This is a genomic window from Paracoccus sp. TRP (genome assembly GCF_000185925.1).
GTDB lineage: Bacteria > Pseudomonadota > Alphaproteobacteria > Rhodobacterales > Rhodobacteraceae > Paracoccus > Paracoccus kondratievae.
The window spans coordinates 59,906-77,838 of record NZ_AEPN01000020.1; the positions used below are offsets into that span (position 1 = coordinate 59,906).

Annotated in this window: 18 protein-coding genes and 1 tRNA gene; 7 read left to right on the plus strand and 12 right to left on the minus strand. The window is 61.4% G+C overall.

Features of this window, described 5'->3' with window-relative positions; all coding sequences use genetic code 11:
* Positions 1–89: 89 nt before the first annotated feature.
* Entirely contained in the window at positions 90–1,415 is a 1,326-nt protein-coding gene (gene gltX, locus PARACOCCUSGL_RS0112095) for a glutamate--tRNA ligase (RefSeq protein WP_010396857.1), read from the minus strand.
* A 77-nt stretch (positions 1,416–1,492) separates the two neighbouring features.
* On the opposite strand from gltX, the gene PARACOCCUSGL_RS0112100 reads away from it, so the two are divergent.
* Together PARACOCCUSGL_RS0112100 and PARACOCCUSGL_RS0112105 are read left to right on the plus strand one after the other, a co-directional pair.
* Positions 1,493–1,900: a metallopeptidase family protein gene (locus PARACOCCUSGL_RS0112100; RefSeq protein ID WP_010396858.1), complete on the plus strand. Its 408-nt coding sequence runs from the start codon at positions 1,493–1,495 to the stop codon at positions 1,898–1,900.
* Positions 1,900–2,859 (plus strand): 1-phosphofructokinase family hexose kinase, encoded by a 960-nt coding sequence (locus PARACOCCUSGL_RS0112105; RefSeq protein WP_010396859.1) that lies wholly within the window; start codon positions 1,900–1,902, stop codon positions 2,857–2,859. The genes PARACOCCUSGL_RS0112100 and PARACOCCUSGL_RS0112105 overlap by 1 nt, the downstream gene beginning before the upstream one ends.
* An 11-nt stretch (positions 2,860–2,870) precedes the next feature.
* On the opposite strand, the gene PARACOCCUSGL_RS0112110 is transcribed toward PARACOCCUSGL_RS0112105, so the two are convergent.
* From PARACOCCUSGL_RS0112110 to rpmH, 10 genes are all read right to left on the minus strand, one after another.
* On the minus strand, positions 2,871–3,389 hold the full coding sequence (locus tag PARACOCCUSGL_RS0112110; protein ID WP_010396860.1) for a histidine phosphatase family protein: 519 nt from the start codon (positions 3,387–3,389) through the stop codon (positions 2,871–2,873).
* Between the two features lie 123 nt (positions 3,390–3,512).
* On the minus strand, positions 3,513–4,412 hold the full coding sequence (gene argB / locus PARACOCCUSGL_RS0112115; RefSeq protein WP_010396861.1) for an acetylglutamate kinase: 900 nt from the start codon (positions 4,410–4,412) through the stop codon (positions 3,513–3,515).
* A gap of 75 nt (positions 4,413–4,487) precedes the next feature.
* Positions 4,488–5,138, minus strand: a complete 651-nt coding sequence (gene yihA / locus PARACOCCUSGL_RS0112120) for a ribosome biogenesis GTP-binding protein YihA/YsxC (RefSeq protein WP_010396864.1) — start codon at positions 5,136–5,138, stop codon at positions 4,488–4,490.
* Positions 5,135–5,893 carry an MOSC domain-containing protein gene (locus PARACOCCUSGL_RS0112125; RefSeq protein ID WP_010396866.1) on the minus strand — a complete coding sequence of 253 codons (759 nt, stop codon included), beginning with the start codon at positions 5,891–5,893 and terminating at the stop codon, positions 5,135–5,137. Before PARACOCCUSGL_RS0112125 ends, yihA begins: the two co-directional genes overlap by 4 nt.
* Complete coding sequence (yidC, locus tag PARACOCCUSGL_RS0112130) at positions 5,890–7,809, minus strand: membrane protein insertase YidC (protein WP_010396868.1); 1,920 nt, start codon at positions 7,807–7,809, stop codon at positions 5,890–5,892. Before yidC ends, PARACOCCUSGL_RS0112125 begins: the two co-directional genes overlap by 4 nt.
* Before the next feature lie 185 nt (positions 7,810–7,994).
* Positions 7,995–9,281 (minus strand): EAL domain-containing protein, encoded by a 1,287-nt coding sequence (locus PARACOCCUSGL_RS20580; protein WP_010396870.1) that lies wholly within the window; start codon positions 9,279–9,281, stop codon positions 7,995–7,997.
* A gap of 58 nt (positions 9,282–9,339) precedes the next feature.
* Entirely contained in the window at positions 9,340–10,236 is an 897-nt protein-coding gene (gene ttcA / locus PARACOCCUSGL_RS0112140) for a tRNA 2-thiocytidine(32) synthetase TtcA (protein WP_010396873.1), read from the minus strand.
* A gap of 54 nt (positions 10,237–10,290) precedes the next feature.
* On the minus strand, positions 10,291–10,536 hold the full coding sequence (gene yidD / locus PARACOCCUSGL_RS0112145; RefSeq protein ID WP_010396875.1) for a membrane protein insertion efficiency factor YidD: 246 nt from the start codon (positions 10,534–10,536) through the stop codon (positions 10,291–10,293).
* Complete coding sequence (gene rnpA, locus PARACOCCUSGL_RS0112150) at positions 10,533–10,970, minus strand: ribonuclease P protein component (RefSeq protein ID WP_010396877.1); 438 nt, start codon at positions 10,968–10,970, stop codon at positions 10,533–10,535. Before rnpA ends, yidD begins: the two co-directional genes overlap by 4 nt.
* A gap of 29 nt (positions 10,971–10,999) precedes the next feature.
* A complete protein-coding gene (gene rpmH / locus PARACOCCUSGL_RS0112155) occupies positions 11,000–11,137 on the minus strand; it encodes a 50S ribosomal protein L34 (protein WP_010396879.1) in 138 nt (45 codons plus the stop codon).
* Between the two features lie 247 nt (positions 11,138–11,384).
* Between rpmH and PARACOCCUSGL_RS0112160 the strand changes: the two genes are divergently transcribed.
* The 3 genes from PARACOCCUSGL_RS0112160 (at position 11,385) to PARACOCCUSGL_RS0112170 (ending at position 13,836) form a co-directional block, all read left to right on the plus strand.
* Positions 11,385–12,815, plus strand: coding sequence for a HAMP domain-containing sensor histidine kinase (locus tag PARACOCCUSGL_RS0112160; RefSeq protein ID WP_010396882.1), 1,431 nt, complete (start codon positions 11,385–11,387; stop codon positions 12,813–12,815).
* Positions 12,816–12,906: 91 nt separating this feature from the next.
* Positions 12,907–12,983, plus strand: a tRNA-Arg gene (locus tag PARACOCCUSGL_RS0112165).
* A 340-nt stretch (positions 12,984–13,323) separates the two neighbouring features.
* A complete protein-coding gene (locus tag PARACOCCUSGL_RS0112170) occupies positions 13,324–13,836 on the plus strand; it encodes a GNAT family N-acetyltransferase (protein ID WP_010396884.1) in 513 nt (170 codons plus the stop codon).
* A 64-nt stretch (positions 13,837–13,900) separates the two neighbouring features.
* Here PARACOCCUSGL_RS0112170 and PARACOCCUSGL_RS0112175 read toward each other — a convergent pair whose 3' ends face one another.
* Positions 13,901–14,797: a LysR family transcriptional regulator gene (locus PARACOCCUSGL_RS0112175; protein ID WP_010396886.1), complete on the minus strand. Its 897-nt coding sequence runs from the start codon at positions 14,795–14,797 to the stop codon at positions 13,901–13,903.
* A gap of 163 nt (positions 14,798–14,960) precedes the next feature.
* Here PARACOCCUSGL_RS0112175 and PARACOCCUSGL_RS0112180 point away from each other — a divergent pair, with 163 nt between their 5' ends.
* Positions 14,961–16,502: an AbgT family transporter gene (locus PARACOCCUSGL_RS0112180; protein ID WP_010396894.1), complete on the plus strand. Its 1,542-nt coding sequence runs from the start codon at positions 14,961–14,963 to the stop codon at positions 16,500–16,502.
* Between the two features lie 15 nt (positions 16,503–16,517).
* The gene (locus PARACOCCUSGL_RS0112185) at positions 16,518–17,681 is read left to right on the plus strand and encodes a M20 family metallopeptidase (RefSeq protein WP_010396896.1); all 1,164 of its coding nucleotides are present in this window, start codon (positions 16,518–16,520) and stop codon (positions 17,679–17,681) included.
* The last annotated feature ends 252 nt before the right edge of the window (positions 17,682–17,933 follow it).

Genomic DNA, 17,933 nt, shown 5'->3' on the forward strand with positions numbered 1-17,933 from the left:
AAACTTTTCATCTTTGCATGGCTGGCCCTGCACCAGAATACAAAGGCCGCCCTTGGGGCGGCCTTTTCGATGCGGGTTTGCCGGGGTCGTCAGCCCCGCGCACGCACCACCTGCAACAGCGGCATCACCTCGGACATGTCTGGCCCGTGCGCCTGCCCAGTCAGGGCCTTACGCAACGGCATAAACAGCCCCTTGCCCTTACGGCCAGTTGCCTCTTTCACCTTGGCCGTGAACTCGGCCCAGCTGGTTTCGCTATAGGGCGGAGGCGGCAAAAGCTTCATAGCCTCGGCAATGAACCCGGCATCTTCGGGGTCGATCTGAGGCTCAGCACCTTTCGAGAAAATCTCCCACCAGCCAGCAAGATCGTCAAGCTTGGTGATGTTTTGCGAAGCCACCCGCCAGAACCGCTCGGCCAGATCCGCAGGGACGCCAAGCGTTGTGATGCGATCGCGGACAGCATCGAACGGGCGCGACTGGTTTGCTTCGCGGGTCAGCGGCCAAAGATCCTCGGCATCAAACTTGGTGGGCGAGGCGCCGAACTGGCCAAGATCGAACCCTTCGGCAAGCTCGTCGAGCGACATCCGCAGCTCGACCGGCTGCGAAGAGCCCAGCCGCGCCATCAACGACAGCAGCGCCTCGGGTGCGACGCCATTTTCACGCAGGTCCTTGATCGACAACGTGCCAAGGCGTTTGGAAAGCTCTTCCCCCTGAGCGCCGGTCAGAAGGCTGTGATGGGCAAAAGCCGGCGGCTCGGCCCCAAGGGCGCGGATGATCTGGATCTGCGTCGCCGTATTCGTCACATGGTCGGCACCGCGTACGATATGGGTCACGCCCATATCGGCGTCATCGACCGAGCTGGCAAAGGTGTAAAGCACCTGCCCATCCGCACGGATCAGCACCGGGTCCGAGACGCTGGCCGCGTCGATCGAGATCGGGCCAAGGATGCCGTCGGTCCACTCGATCCGCTCCTGATCCAGCAGAAAGCGCCAGTAGCCATCACGCCCCTGAGCGCGCAGCTTGTCCTTGTCTTCGACCGACAGGTTCAGCCCGGCGCGGTCATAGACAGGAGGCTTGCCCATGTTGAGTTGCTTTTTGCGCTTCAGGTCCAGCTCGGTCGGGGTCTCGAACACCTCATAAAGCCGCCCAGCCTCGCGCAGGCCCTGCGCAGCCTCGGCATAGCGATCCAGCCGGTCGGACTGACGCTCGATACGGTCCCAGGTCAGGCCCAGCCACTCAAGATCGCGCTGGATGCCGTCGGCGTATTCCTGCTTTGACCGCTCGCGGTCGGTGTCGTCCAGACGCAGGATAAAGGTGCCGCCCGTCTTGCGCGCGATCAGATAGTTCATCAGCGCCGTGCGCAGGTTGCCGACATGGATATGGCCGGTGGGCGAAGGGGCGAAACGGGTGATTGTCATGGAAGGTCTCCTGTCGGCTTCGCTCTTTCACAAACGGCGGTTTTTGTCCATATCGGGACCAAAGACGAGGTGAGCAGATGCTTGACTGGAAGAACGCCGAGGCCCCTGACACGGCCATGATCGAGGAACTGGCGCGCGAGGCCATCGCCGGCCTGCCCCCTGAATTCGCCGGCCCCGCCTCGCAGGTCGTTCTGCGCGTCGAGGACTTCGCCAGCGACGAGTTCCTCGATGAGCTGGAAATCGACGACCCGCTAGAGCTGACCGGCCTCTATGACGGCGTGCCGATGACCGAGAAATCTGCAAGCGCCCCTCAGCATTTTCCCGACACGGTCTGGCTGTTTCGCCGGGCGATCCTGGATGAATGGGCATCGCGCGGCGATGTGACGTTGGGTCAGCTTGTCGCGCATGTCGTGGTACATGAATTCGCCCATCACTTTGGCTGGTCCGACGATGATATCGCCGCCATCGACCGCTGGTGGGAATGATGCCGCAGGCCCCGATCCTGACCATCACACTGAACCCGGCGCTGGATGTCACCACCGCTGCGGCGCGGGTAGTGCCTGATATCAAGCTGCGATGCGATGCGCCGCGACTGGATCCCGGCGGCGGTGGCATCAACGTCAGCCGCGCGATCCGCGCCATGGGAGGGGAAAGCACCGCGCTGGTCGCGCTGGGTGGCAGCACGGGACAGCGCATTGCCGAGCTGCTGGAGGAAACCGGCATCCCTCTGCACATGCTGCCCGCCCCAGGGGAGACACGGCAATCCCTTACCGTGGACGACCGCACGATCCGTCAGCAATTCCGTTTCGTCATGCCCGGGCCGGAATGGTCCGCGGCGGATGTCGATGCCGCACTGGATGCCGCAGCACGCGAGGCGCGGCCAGGCGCTCTGGTGGTGCTCTCGGGTTCGAACCCTCCCGGCGTGCCTGCCAGCTTTGCCGCGCTGTTGGCCGAAAGGCTGCGCGGCACTGGCGCAAGGCTGATCGTGGATACCTCGGGCGAGGCATTGACCGAGATCGCGGCAGCCACCGACAGGCGGGTCGAGATCCTGCGGATGGACGACGAAGAGGCCGAGGGGCTTGCGGGTCGGTCTCTGCCCTTTCGCGCTGATACAGCCGCCTTTGCGGCCAACCTCGTCGCATCGGGCGCAGCCCATGGGGTAATCGTCGCGCGCGGGCGTGACGGCAATATCATCGCCACAGACCAAGGCGTCTGGCATGCCGAGGCCGCGCGTGTGCAGGTCGTCAGCAAGGTCGGCGCGGGCGACAGCTTCCTTGCGGGCTTTACCCTTGGTCATGCCCGTGGCTGGCCGGTGGCCGAGGCCTTGGGTCTGGCCGCCGCAGCCGCGTCAGCAACCGTACAGACCCCCGCGACCGAACTTTGCCGGGGCGGGGATGTCGAGCGGCTGTTTGCGGCACGGGTGGTGACGCAAATACAGCCCTGACAGCACGCGGCCTAACTGCGCCCGTCCATACGCACGAAATCCAGCACGCTGCCCTGACCCGGGCCCAATTCGGACCAGCTGTCGATCTGGAAATCAACCACCAGCGTCGCTGCCGTCGGATAACGACGAAAATCCGGATCAAGCGGTGCACGTGCCGGCAGCATAGCAGCAAATTCGGCAATGCCGGGATTGTGCCCGATCATCATCACCGTCGGGGCCGTGGCGCTGCGCAGAATCGCAAGCATCTTCTCAGGCCCAGCCTGATAAAGCGCCGGCTCATAACGAAGATGCGGGCGCACCTCCAGCGGAGCCTTGGCCACCCGATCCCAGGTTTCGCGAGTGCGCTCGGCAGTCGAGCACAGCACCTCTTCGGGCTCATAGCCACGGCTTGCCAGCCAGTCGCCCAGTTCGCGCGCCGAACGGCGGCCACGCTCATTCAACGGGCGGTCATGGTCAGGCTGCGTCGGATCGTCCCAGGACGATTTCGCGTGACGGGTCAGGATCAGACGGCGGTGTCCGAGTGGAGTCATCGAATTGCCTTTTCGGCCATACGGTTAAGGACGTGACGGTTAAGAACAAGGCAGCGCAGCCGAGCCTGCCACAGCTTCCGCCGCGCGGGCAAGCATTCTCTTGCAGGCGCTGCGACGCTGCCGCTAGAGGCTGCTGGCGCCCTGACGCAGACCGTGCGGCTTGATCCGCGGTTCGGTCGAACGAATGAGAGAGCCTGCGCCGTGTTCAGTGAACAGCTCTAGCAGACAGGCGTTCGGCACCCTACCGTCAAGAATGACCACGGCACGCACGCCCTCTTCCAGCGCCTTCAGCGCCGTTTCGGTCTTGGGGATCATGCCACCGGCGATGGTCCCATCAGCGATCATCGAGCGCACCTGATCGGGGTGCAGCTGCGTCACCACCTCGCCCGAAGCGTCCTTGACCCCCGACACATCCGTCAGAAGCAACAGGCGATCAGCCTGCAGCGCACCTGCAATCGCACCCGCGGCGGTATCGCCATTGACGTTGAAGGTTTCGTTATCCTCCATCCCCGTCGCCACAGGCGCAATGACCGGGATCAGACCGGCGTTATAAAGGTCGCGGATAATCTGGACGTTCATCTCGACCGGGCGGCCGACAAAGCCCAGTTCGGGATCGTCCGGCTCGCAAACCATCAGGTCATCGTCTTTGCCCGAGATGCCGACCGCGCGACCGCCGGCGTCGTTGATTGCCTGCACGATCCGCTTGTTGACAAGACCCGAGAGAACCATTTCCACCACCTCGACCGTCTCGCGGGTGGTGACGCGCTTACCGCGCACAAAACTGCTTTCGATGCCCAGCTTGCCCAGCAGTTCGTTGATCATCGGGCCACCGCCATGACAGACCACCGGATGAATACCGACCTGTTTCATCAGCACGATATCGCGGGCAAATTCGGCCATGGCCGCATCGTCGCCCATGGCGTTACCACCGAATTTCACGACCACGACCGCGCCCGAATAGCGCTGCATATAGGGCAATGCTTCCGAGAGGGTACGGGCGGTGGCGATCCAGTTCCGGTTCATGTTCTGCTTTCTCATCAGGGGCCCCTGTTCGTCGCGCCGACCCTAGGACGCACGCGGCCGCCAGTCCAGACCGGCTCAGTCAAGGCCGGCGATGATGGTGCGCAAGGTCACGATCCCCAGCCCCTTGTCAGAGCTGGTCACCACCAGTTGCGGGAATGCGGCAGGGTGTTTCTGCAGCGCCTCCTGCACCTGTTCGATGGTGGCGGCAAGCTGCTGGGCAGTGATCTTGTCAGCCTTGGTCAGCACGACCTGAAAAGGCACTGCCGCACGATCCAGCAGCTGCATGATCTGATGGTCCACGTCCTTGACCCCATGACGGGAATCGATCAGCGCAAAGGCGCGCCGCAGGGTCGGTCGCCCCGAAAGGTAGCTTTTCAGAAGCGCCTGCCATTTCGCCACGACAGCGACCGGGGCCTTGGCAAAACCATAGCCCGGCAGGTCGACAAGATAGGCGCGGTCGCCCAGCTTGAAATAGTTGATCTCTTGTGTGCGCCCCGGAGTGTTCGAGGCCCGGGCCAGACCCTTACGCCCGGTTAGCGCATTAATCAGACTGGATTTTCCAACATTTGAACGACCCGCAAAGCAGACCTCGGGCCGGTCGGCGGCCGGCAACCCGTCCATCGCCACCACACCTTTGAGGAAATCGACCGGACCAGCGAAAAGCTGGCGCGCCGCTTCAGCCTCTGCAGGGTCAGGCTCGGGAGCCAGGGAAAAGCTGACCTTCATATGCCGAACTCGTCTCCTAGGGCGATCTCGCCGCCGGTTACCACCTCGGCATAAATGCCAAAATCGCGATGGCCGAACTGTGCGTCCAGCGCAGCAGGCATGTCGATATCAATACGGCCGGTGTTCGGATCGGCACAGGTTGCCGGACAGCGACCGATTGTTTCGGTCACGCGCAACTCGACCCCGCCAATCGTCAGAACCTGACCAATCAGATCGCGTTCGCGGTAGGGCTCAAGCCCCTCAAGCCAGATATTGCCGCGCCAGCGCTCGATACCCAGAGACATTTCCAGCCGCGCCTCAAGATCGGCAAGGCTCGACAGAGACAGAATCGATATCCACGGCTGGTTTGCGTCAGTCCAGCCGGTCGGCCCGCGAACCAGACGGGTTGGTGCTGGTCGATCCGCTGACCAGAGCGGGCGCACCCATTCAACCAGCCGCCCCCCCTCGGTCTCGGGGTCAAAGACCAGTTCACCAAGTTCGGGGTGGGTCAGGCGGATTGGGCCGGTATCTGCGCCCTCACCCCAGCCGCCTTGAATGGCCTGCAGCCCAGCGGCTGCCGCGCCGCGCAGGAAACAGGATTTAGGCAGCCACCGCGCGGGAACCGGACCAGCGTGACGCTCTCCGCCTTCGTTCAGCAGAGCCCAGATACGATCACCCGGGAGGCGGCGAGCCGCATCCAGACGGACGCGGCCAAGGTCCTCACCACCGATCGACTTGATCGGATGCCGACGGATCCGGGCGATGCGCGCAGTCATTTGTGGCCCTTATCTCCGCCTTTGGCATCAGACTTGCCATTGCCGTTCGAACGCGAGGGCAAACTGGCGCGAATGTTGCCAAAGAGATCGGGCCGATGACCATGCATGCTCATGATCGTGTACTGCTGAATGATGGTGATGGTGTTGTTGGTGATCCAGTACAGCACCAGCCCCGAGGCAAAGCCCCCCAGCATCAGCATGAAAATCCACGGCATCCAGGCAAAGATCATCTTCTGCGCCGGATCAGCGGGTGCCGGGTTCAGCTTTTGCTGCATCCACATCGAGATACCAAGCAGGATCGCAAGCACCGGCAGGGTAAAGCTGTGCAGGAAGCTGCCCTGACCCGGCGCCGCCCAAGGCAGCAACCCGAACAGGTTCCACAGGCTTGACGGGTCCGGTGCCGCAAGGTCACGGATCCAGCCGATCCAAGGCGCATGACGCAGTTCGATCGTCACGAAGATCACTTTATAGAGCGCAAAGAAGATCGGGATCTGCAACAGCACCGGCAAGCACCCCGCCGCGGGGTTCACCTTTTCGCGCTTGTAGAGCTCCATCACCTCTTTCTGGAACTTCATCCGGTCGTCACCCGTGCGCTCTTTGATCGCCTCCATCTGCGGCTGCAGCTCCTTCATCTTCGCCATCGAGATGTAGGATTTGCGCGCCAGCGGGAAGACGAGCAGCTTGAGCACAAAGGTCAGCGCGATGATCGACCAGCCCATGTTGCCGATCATACCGTGCAGCCAATGCAGCAGACGGAAGATCGGCTTGGTCAGGAAATAGAACCAGCCCCAGTCGATGGAATCGACGAAACCGTCGATGCCGGGGTTCGCTTCATAGCCGCTGATGACTTCCCACACCTTCGCGCCAGCAAAAAGATAACTTGAGGTGGTCACGCTGGCACCCGGGGCGACGGTCTGCATCGGCATCCGCGCCTCGGTCTGATAAATATCGGCGCCGGGGACATATTTCACCGCTGCGGTAAAGCCCTGACCCGGCGCAGGCGCCAGAGTGGTCATCCAATATTTATCGGTAAAGCCGATCCAGCCGTTCTCTTTCACCTCGATCAGCTGGGCAGGGCCTTCGCCCGGCTGCGGATCAAGCTTGGCGATATCCTTGTACTTCTCTTCCAGCAGCTTGCCGTCGGTCATTCCGACAGCGCCTTCGTGCAGCACAAAGAAATTCTGGGTGTCGGGCTGGCCCTGCCGGGCAAGGATGCCATAGGGCGCAGCCGAGAACGGCGCAGCCCCGGTGTTTTCGACTGCCTGAGTGACTGTGAACAGGAATTTGTCGTCCAGCTCATAGGTGCGGCGGAAAATCTGGCCCGCGCCATTGTCCCAGCGCAGCGTGACCGGCTGGCCGGGGGCGAGGGTCGAGCCGGATTCGACCTCCCATACCGTAGCAGGCCCGGGAACCAGCGCAGGATCGGTGCCAGCACCCGGTACCCAGCCATAGACGGCATAATAGGGCTTTTGCACTACAGGCAGGCTGTCACCACCCGGCGCGACAGCAGTACCTTCGGCCTGCTGGGCGGGACGCGTCGTCGGCGAAAGCAGGCGCACGAAAGGCGAATTCGGGTCCAGCGTCTCGCGATAGCCGGTCAGTTCCAGATCATCGATGCGACCGCCAGCCAGCGAAATCGTGCCCGACAGGACCGGAGATTTGATCGTCACACGCCCAGCTGTGACCGAAGGGTCATTGGTCGCAGCATCCACAGCCGCAGGGGCTGGCGTTGCGCCCTGCGGGGCCGCACCCGGCGTTGCGGGGGCGCCATTTTCCGGCGCAGTCGTCCCTTGCGCGTTAATCGCGGTGTCCTGTGCAGGGGGCACCGGCTCGGGCGCGAAGAAAATCGACCAGACGAGCATGACGAGAGCAGAAAGCACCATCGCCAGGATTAGGTTGCGGTTATTGTCTTGCATTCCGGACCAGCCCTTCGTCGTCACCCTGCCTGAGGGTTCGGGGTGCTTCAACAGAAGCGACCGCCAAAGGTCAAGGGAATTTGCCCGCCCTGTAGAGCGATTCCCCTGTCTGCCCCCCCTATTCTTGTCCATCGCGGCACGAGATGTGTCCTTGTCTGAAAATGCCTTTGCCAAGACCGATGGTTTCACGCCCTTCCCCATACTTTGGGTGAGAAGCAAGCAGCGAAGCCCCGGTGGAGCAGAAGATCATCAACTTCTTCCGCAGATAATGGCAGAAACACCGCCGGCCCTTGAACCCCATCAACGCCAATTTGGCTAAGGAAGGACCGCTCATCTCGGGTAGAGACCCCATCGGCGATGACTTGCAATCCAAGGTGACGAGCAAGTGCTGTAATCGCCAATAGTGTCCGTTGCTGATCTCCCCGATGATCACAACCGGCAACAAAAGATCTGCCGACACGCACACGATGAAAACCATGATGGCGCAGGTTATCAGGACGCGTCATGCCGGTGCCGAATTCACCTAAACCAAGCTGACAGCCCGCCCTGCGCAATTCTTGCAAGTTAGCGGCCACCACGGCTTGCGTGGCACCTTTGCCAACCGGTTCAATCACTTCGATCTCAAGCCGGTGGGGAGAAAGATCATGCCGCTCAAGCTGTGCCAGAATAACCTCAACGACAGAGGGGCTGGCCAGAATGCGATCCGGAAGGGCCAGTGACAGGCAGGGAACATAGCGGCCCATCCGGTCCCAGCCTCTCAGACTCGCGCAAGCCTCGCGCAGCAGGGCCGTCGTGATCCGCAGCTGCCGGTTGTCATCAAGACGAGGCAATATGCCAGTCAGGTTACGGCCTTGTCCCACCTCTCGAACAAGGTGAATACGGGGCAGGACCTTCAGTGCCAGAACGCTTCCTGTGGTGCAGCAGATTTGCGGCTGGAATTGCAGGCTGATCTGATCATCGCCTGCAAGGACGGGATATGCACGCCCCTCTTGCCCCTCCATATCGACGAGACGGATATGACTTGAAAGTGTGTGAGGGCTTGACCCATCCAGAACGACCCGGCCATGGGCGTAAAGAGCCGTGCTTTCATGGCAACCAAAGGGATCGGCAACAATCACCCCCTGCACCATCGGATATAAAGACACCCCCGGCAGGTAGATTCTTTCGCTGCAAATCGCCCTGAGCCGCAAAAGAAGCCCCTGCCCCGCCTGCGGCCCGGGATCAGCGACAAGTCCGCAGATTTCGTCCCCGTCGTCACAGCTGGAATGCAGCGACAGTCCCAGCTCAGCAACCAGACGTGACCTGAGTTGGTCACGTATCTGCCGGGACAGCGCGGAGCCAGCGCCGCCCGGCAGATATTCCGGATTTGTTACCCGCAGCACCAGCGCAAAGCGCTGCACGCCCTGCCCGCTTGCCTGTCCCCAGACAGGCCATGTCGGCCATTCAGTGGCCGCCGCAATTCCGTACCCCATGCCCAGACCCGAATCCTGTTTCAGATTCGCAGCCTGCCTCGGATTGCTTTTCGTTCAGTTAATGTTCGCGCAGGATCGGCACGTCTTTTTCATTAGAATGCGCGCTATCTGGCATCAGGGCACTGAAATCGAACAGCTTTGGATCCGGCAGATGCGAGGGACGCACATTCATCAGCGCCCGGAACATGACCTGACGGCGGCCGGGGCTGCGCGATTCCCATTCGTCCAGCAGTTTTTTGACCTGCATGCGCTGCAGCCCTTCCTGACTGCCGCAGAGATCACAGGGAATCACCGGATAGTTCATAGCCGAGGCAAAGCGCGCGCAATCAGCCTCGGCCACGAAGGCAAGAGGGCGCAGCACGTTAAGATCGCCCTCTTCGTTCAACAGCTTCGGTGGCATCGACGCAAGCCGACCACCGTGGAACAAATTCATAAAGAAGGTTTCCAGAATGTCATCGCGATGATGACCCAGAACCACGGCCTGACAGCCCTCTTCACGAGCGATTCGATACAGGTTTCCCCGACGCAGGCGCGAGCACAGGCTGCAATAGGTGCGTCCTTCGGGGACCTTTTCCTTAACGATGGAATAGGTGTCCTGATATTCGATCCGATGCGCAACGCCGCGCTCGGTCAGAAATTCGGGCAGGACTGTTGCCGGAAACCCCGGTTGTCCCTGATCCAGATTGCAGGCCAGCAGATCCACCGGCAAAAGCCCGCGCCATTTCAGCTCGTGCAAAACGGCGAGCAGTGTATAGCTGTCCTTGCCGCCCGAAAGGCAGACCAGCCAGCGGTCGCCCGGACGGATCATGTCGTAGGTCTCGATCGCGGCGCGTGTCTCGCGCACCAGACGTTTGCGTAGCTTGCGAAACCCGGTCGAGGTGGGCGCGCCGTAAAACAGCGGGTGGATCTCCTCACCCGCCTCGAAATCCTCGGATTCGTTGATCTCGTCACGCATCTGTAGATCCCCGTCGCGCCTCTGCGCCCTGATTAACATGTCTGTGCCGCGACGTCAGTCCCGCGACGGATCGGCCTCATTCCCCGGAACCGGGTCATAGCCATGCCCGCCCCAAGGGTGACAGCGACAGATGCGCCGCGCCGCCAGCCATCCGCCGCGAAAGGCACCGTGCCGCTCAAGCGCCTCAAGCGCATAGGCCGAGCAGGTCGGTTGAAAGCGGCATCCGTGGCCGACCCACGGGCTGGCAACAAGGCGATATGCCCGCACCGGCAAAGCCAGAACATGGGCAAGAGGGCTCATCCGCGTTTGCCGTGAATGCGATCGAGCGCATGAAGCAGATCCTGACGCAGATCGGCAAAGCCGCGCTCGACAGTCGCTTTAGGACGCCCGACCAGCACATAGTCCCAGCCGGGCCTGGCGGCTGTGGGCAGGATCTCTCGTGCCAGGGCGCGCAGCCGACGCTTCGCGCGGTTGCGCATCACCGCATTGCCGAGCTTTTTCGAGCAGGTGAAGCCGACCCGGATCAGCTGCCCCGCCTCTTCCCCGTCGCGGGGGCGTGCTTGCAGCAGAAAGCCTGACACCCCCTGCCGCCGGCCAGAGGCAACGCGCAGAAAATCGGCCCGCTTGCGCAGGGTTTCAAGCCTGAGGCCTGAAATGACAGAAGCCGCCCTGTCCGGTGTCGCATCAGCAACGGTCCGGTCAGCGGCGGCAGCTTCTGTGGCACTGTCCGTCACGGATAGCCCACGCCCTGCAACGCAGGAACTCAGGCGCTGAGAACTTTGCGGCCCTTGGCGCGGCGGGCGTTGATCACGCGGCGGCCGCCTTTGGTCGCCATGCGCGCGCGGAAACCGTGGCGGCGGGCGCGAACCAGGTTCGACGGCTGGTAGGTGCGTTTCGACATCTTTCAACTCCGGGTCATGGCGGGCCAGGGTATGGGCTATCGGCCCACGCAAGACGCGCCGGTCATTCGAGGCCCGCTGGATAGTCGCCCCCGCCGTCCAAGTCAACCGTCGAAGCAACGATATCGCAAGGTTTCCGGTATAGACACGAACAGCGGGGAACCGGGACCGTGTCACGCAGGTTTGAACTGCACAAAGCCAATCACTATCTGAAGCAGCGGCGAGACGAGGGGAATAACAAAGCTCATCATGTCCCTGAATACCTTATCAGGCCGGTTCGCGCTGATCACGGGCATTTTCGTGCTTTTGGCCGAGTTGCTGATCCTGCTCCCCTCAATTGCCAATTACCGGCTGGATTTTCTGGAATCGCGGCTGGAACGCGCGCAGATCGCAAGTCTTGCGCTGCTTGCGACGGATGAGTCGCTGGCCACAGATCTGGAATCAGAGCTGCTTGAGAATGCGGGGGTCTTTAACGTCGTCCTCAGGCGGAACGATGTGCGTCAGCTTGTGCTGTCTTCGCCGATTCCCGGCCCCATCTCGGCCACCTATGACCTGCGGGATCAGCCTCTGTGGACCTCGGTCCGCGATGCGATTGCCCAGATCGCTGATCCGCGCAATCAGGTGATCCGGGTGATCGGCGCGCCGGTGAACCAAGCCGGACAGCTTATCGAAATCACAACCGACACCCAAAGGCTGCGCACCGGGATGATTGACTACGGGCTGCGGATGCTCGTGATCTCAGCCGCTTTCTCGATCCTTACCGCGGTCTTTCTGAACCTCGCTGCGCAAAGACTGCTGCTGGTTCCGATCCGGCGCGTCATCAGCCACATGACCGCCTATGCTGCCTCACCTGAGGATGCCCGCGCCATCATCACGCCGAACGCTCGCCTGGCCGAACTGAACGAGGCCGAGACGGCGCTTGCAGCCATGCAGCGCACGGTGACCTCCTCGCTGAAGCAAAAGGACCGGCTGGCACAGCTGGGTCAGGCAGTGGCGCGGATCAGTCACGATCTGCGCAACATCCTGACGACAGCGCAGATCTTTGCCGACCGGCTAGAGACCAGCGCCGACCCCGCTGTGCGCCGCGCGGCGCCCAAACTGGTGAACTCGATCAGCCGGGCGGTGAACCTGTGCGAAACCACGCTGGCCTTTGGCAAGGCCGAAGAGCCGGCCCCTTCCCTGTCGCGTTTCAACCTGCTTGCGCTGGCGACCGAGGTGACCGAGGGCGAATCCATGTCCTCGGACCGTCAGGACGGCGCCGAGCCGATAGAATTTCTGACCGATATCCCCCCCAGTCTGACGGTCCGTGCCGACCGCGATCAGCTTTTCCGGGTGCTGTCGAACCTCGTACGCAACGCCCGTCAGGCGATCGAAGCGACGCGCCAGCCCGGCACAATCGAGATTGGCGCGGGCGAGGACGAATCGGAATGGTGGATACGAATCGGCGATACCGGCCCCGGACTGCCGAAAAAAGCGCGGGATTTCCTGTTCCAACCGTTCTCTGGGGGCTCGCGCAAAGGCGGCACCGGGCTTGGCCTCGCCATCGCGGCAGATCTGGTGCGCAACCACGGCGGCCGGCTGGAACTTTTGCGCAGCGATGAGGACGGGACCCAGTTCATCCTGCACCTGCCGCGCGAACTTGCAGGCATTTCCCCACAGGAAGAGGCAGCCACAACCTAAGGTTAAACAGAGTCGAGACGAAAATTTCTTCAAACGGTCATTTTTGCCCTTGCACCCCCCCGGCACTGTCTCTAAATCACCGCCTCACAGCGGACCCGTAGCTCAGCTGGATAGAGCACCAGACTACGAATCTGGGGGTCGGGCGTTCGAATCGCTCCGGGTCCGCCATTTAATATCCAGACATTATTGCGTCTTTTCGCTGCTCTGCCCCTTTCCCGGGGCCGGTTTGCAAAGGCGGTGGCCGGGCTGATCTCGAAAGCCTGAATCGCGGCCCTCGAAAGCGCAGGCGTCATCACCATGTACTTCTCAAGAATACGGGTAGCCGATTGCAGCGTGTGCCCGGTGATCGACGCGATCTGAGGCACCTCGCGCCAGCCTTGGCCAACAACGTGACGGCTGTGCCTCGCAGGTCATTGAGCCGCGCGTACAAGGTCACAGACCGTCATTACCTCCTTGCGATGTTGGGCGTCATTGTCGAGGTTGTCAGGCGCGAGACAGGAGAAAACCCATGGACGATGTGCGGGTCGTAGAGCTGAAAGCCGAAGATCTGCCGATCTTTAAAAAGATCAGGCTCGAGTCGCTAAAGATGGCCCCCTCGGCCTTCGCCAACACATTCGCAGACTGGTCGTCTTTGTCCGACGAGGAATGGCAGAGCCGGATGAAGTGCCATGTCTTTGTCACGCTGAAAGGGCAAGAGCCGGTGGGAATTATGGGGCTATTGCCCCAGCTTGGGGAAAAGCGCTCTCACCGCGCAACTATCATCATGGTTTACATGCGGGAAAGCGAACGCGGCTCTGGCCTCGCGAGGCATTTGCTGCAGGTGGTCACAGATTTTGCCAGACAGATCGGGGTGCGCCAGCTTGAACTAAACGTCAACCATAGCAACGCCAGGGCCATTCGCTTTTACGAACGGCACGGCTTTGAAACGGTCGGCAGAATACCTGCAGCAACGATTGAGGACGGACATAAGGTGGACGAACTGATCATGGTGCATCAGCTAGACGAGAAAAGCCCAGGTTAGCCCGGTCGGCAGCCCATCTTGAATAGGCCATGCCCCCTGCCCTTTCCGCCCTGCACGCATCCACTCAGGCCAGCGGCTCGGTGATCCCGAAAGCGCTGGCAAGAAAGTTGCGCACCGGCTGCGGCAACTGGCGTCCCGCCATGGTCACGACCTGCAGCACGCTGCCCGAAAATACCTCATCCTCGACCGCGACCTCGGCATGGGTCTGGGTGATGCCATGCATCTGCCCACGAACCGAGGTCGAAAACATGACGCAGCCAGTCATGCAGGAAACGGTTTTCAGCATGGCCATCGAATTGGTCGAAAAGACGCGGTTCAGATTGAACCCCCGCGCCGCCAGAGCGGTCTCGATCAGCTTGCGCTGACTGCGGCTGTTGTCGGGAAAGGCAAAGTCCTGTCCACGCAGATCTTCCAGCGACACCGATGCCCGGCGTGCCAGCGGGTTGTCGCGCGGGATCAGCGCATAGATCGGCCGCACCTCGACAAGCTGGATTGTCAACCCCGGAGGCGAGCTGTGGCTATAAGTGATCCCGATATCGGCCTTGCCTGCCAGCACCCGGGCACAGATATCCTCGGAATTCCCGACCCAGGCATGAACCGTGACTTTGGGATGCTTTTCGCGGAAACGCGCCACCGCCTGGGATAGCGTTTCGATCGCGTAACCTTCGTAGCTTGCCAGCCTGATATGCCCATGATCCGCGGCCTGAAAATTCCGGATCTCGGTCAGCGCCATTTCGGTTTCCAGAGCGATGCGGCTGACATGGCGTGCCAGTTGCTGGCCCGCCTGGCTCAGCACCATACCGCGTGGATGACGCTCAAACAGCGTGGCGCTGAGGTTTTCCTCCAGCTTGATGATCTGGCGGCTGACAGCCGATGCTGAGACGTTCAGCCGTGTGGCCGCTTTGGTGATCGAGCCGGTCTCGGCCACCTCCTGAAAATAACGAAGGGCGATATGCTGCATTCCGCTTTGCGTTTAAAGCAATGATCCGTGAACTTAATGCTGCTTGTTGCACGGCTGGGGACTAAATACCAACACCCATTACACAATCACTCCTCCCGGCATGGGACCGCGCGGCAGCGTTTCCCCCTGTGCCATAACGCCGGTCGCATTTGGGTAGGTTACCATGACCAATGAAACGTTTGCGGAACCGTCCGCATCAAAAGGGCTGCAGCGCGCATTCCGCTTTTTTGCCATCGTCGAAAAAGTCGGCAACCTGCTGCCAAATCCGTTCTGGCTGTTCTGGATCCTCTCGATCCTTCTGGCGGGGATCAGCGCCCTTCTGGCCGGTGCCAGCACCACCAACCCCGCAACCGGCGAAGAAGTGACCGTGCTGAGCATGTTCACCGCCGAGGGGCTGCAGATGGTGTTGGGCACGGCAGTCAAGAACTTTGCCACTTTTCCGCCCATGGCCACGATCATCACCGTGCTGCTCGGTATTGCTGTGGCACAGAAATCTGGCCTGATCGACGCGCTGCTGCGGGGGATGGTGACCCGTGTTCCGGCCAAATACCTGACATTTGCACTGTCGATGGCGGGCATGGTCGGTCACGTCGCGGGCGACGCCGCTTATGTGACGCTGATCCCGCTGGGCGCGATGGTCTTTCTGGCAGCAGGGCGCAGCCCACTGATCGGGATCGTGGTTGCCTATGTGTCGATTGCCGCAGGCTATGACGCCTCGCCCTCGCTGACCACGACGGATGTGCTGCTGTCAGGACTGACCACGGCGGCTGCCCATACCATCGACCCGGCCTATGTCGTGACTCCGGTTGCTAACTATTACTTCGGCCTCGCCTCTTCGTTCCTGATCGCGCTGGCAATCACGGTAGTGACTGAAAAAGTGCTGGTCCGCCGTCCTGATCTGCAAGTGGATGACGATGTTGACCTGACCAACCCCGCCAAGCTTGCCACGCTTGAGACTACGCCCGCTACCCGCCGCGCAATGCGCCTGACCGGCCTTGCCGCGCTGGTGTTCGCGGCGGTGATCGTTCTTGCCTTGGTGCCTGCCAACTCGCCCCTGCGTGGTGAAGGCGGAGGTATCGTGAACTCGGTCGTGTTCAGCGGCATGGCGTTCATTCTTTGCCTGTTCTTTACCACTATTGGCCTGGTCTACGGCTTTGTCAGCGGCAGCTTTGCCAAAAGCCACGACATCATCGACGCAATGATTGATGGCGTATGTTCACTCGCCCCGATCCTTGTGCTGTTCTTTGCAATCGCGCAGTTCCTTGCCTATTTCAAATGGACCAAGATCGGCGAGGTCATGGCGATCACCAGCGCCGAATGGCTGGCAAAGATGAACGTGCCGGGCTGGGCAATCCTGCTTGGGATTGCGATCCTGATTACCTTCATGAACTTTGTCATCACCAGCGGATCTGCGCTTTGGGCGCTGGCCGCTCCGGTCTTCGTGCCGATGCTGATGCTGCTGAACATCCCGCCTGAGACGACGCAGGCCGTTTACCGGATCGCGGATTCCGTCACCAACAGCGTCACCCCGATGAGCCCGTATTTCGTCATGGCGCTTGGCTTTATGCAGCAATACCGCAAAAGCGCGGGGATCGGGACACTTGCCTCGTTCACCATCCCGATCGCCATCGTGGTCTGGATCGTCTGGATGGCCTTTTTCATGGCCTGGTATTTCACCGGCTTCCCCTTTGGCCCCGGCTATTGATCCTGAGAGCGCGCAATGAACGTTTCAACACCCTTTCCGTCAGCGGAAACCGTCCAACAGACCACAGCCGATATCATCGAGCTGGTCGAATGCGAAAGCCACAGCTACGACCGTCAAGGACTGGATGCCTGCCTGTCGCTGCTGATTGATCTGACAGAGCGACGCCTTGGCAAACCCGCCGAGATGCAGCGTTATCCCGGAGGAGAACAGGGCGATATCGTCACCCTGACCTATCCGGGCAGCGGAACCGGTCATATCGCCATCATCGGGCATTACGACACGGTCTGGCCCCGGGGCACGCTTGCCGCCTGGGGTGAGCGGTCATCGCAGGACGACACCGGGCGACTGCGCCTTAGCGGTCCCGGGATTCTCGACATGAAAACCGGGGTCGTGCAGGGTATCTGGGCGCTGCGGCTGGCGCGCGAAAGCGGTCTGCAGGTCCCGACCGTCACCTTCCTTTTCAACGGCGACGAAGAGATAGGCTCGCTCGCATCACGCAAGGTGATTGAAAGCGTTACGGCACCACTTGATGCAACGCTGGTACTGGAACCCAGCCACCACGGTGCGGTCAAGACCGAACGCAAGGGCGTTGGCCTGTTCAAGGTCGTCGCAACCGGGGTTGAATCGCATGCCGGTCTGAACCCGGCAGCCGGGGCCAGCGCGATCCACGCCATGGCCGAATTCATCACCGCCATCATCGCCGCTGCCGATCCCGCAAAGGGCACAACGATCAACGCCGGACTGATCGAAGGCGGTACCGGCAGCAATGTCGTCGCTGGCCGCTGTGCGGTTCAGTTTGACATCCGGGTGAGGTCTTTGGACGAGCAGGCCCGCATCGATACCGCCTTCGACGCAGTCACGGTCTCGGACCCCCGGGTCAAGATCGAGGTCAGGCATAACTGGAACCGCCCGCCAATGGAGCTGACCAAAGCTTCGCTGCCCTTGCTCGAACATGCGCGGCAGGTTGCAAGCGAACTGGGCTTTGCTTTGCAAAATGTCGCTGTGGGCGGTGCGAGCGACGCAAACTTTGTCGCTGGACTGGGCCGTCCGGTTCTCTGCGGTCTCGGCGCGGTCGGCGACGGTGCCCATGCCCGCAACGAGTTTATCTATGCAGATATGACCGGCAGGCAGACGGCACTGCTGACCGGCATCATCCAGCGCCTCGCCAACGGGATATGACCACCATACGGCCGCCACGCTTTCAGCACCAGCACCGGGGGGCACGCTGACCCTCGGCGTTGCCCGAAACAACTGAACCCCGTTCCCAGATCGCTGTGTGATCGGAACGGGGCTGTCTTTCGTTTCCACAAAACGGCTATGGTATCCCCGCCGCCCCAAATTGATCGGCACGAACGGGGCCGGATACACCCTTACCCCTGAGTTTTCCTGTAGTTAAGCTCTCCCTTTTGGGGACCTTCTGTGTCGAAGGGA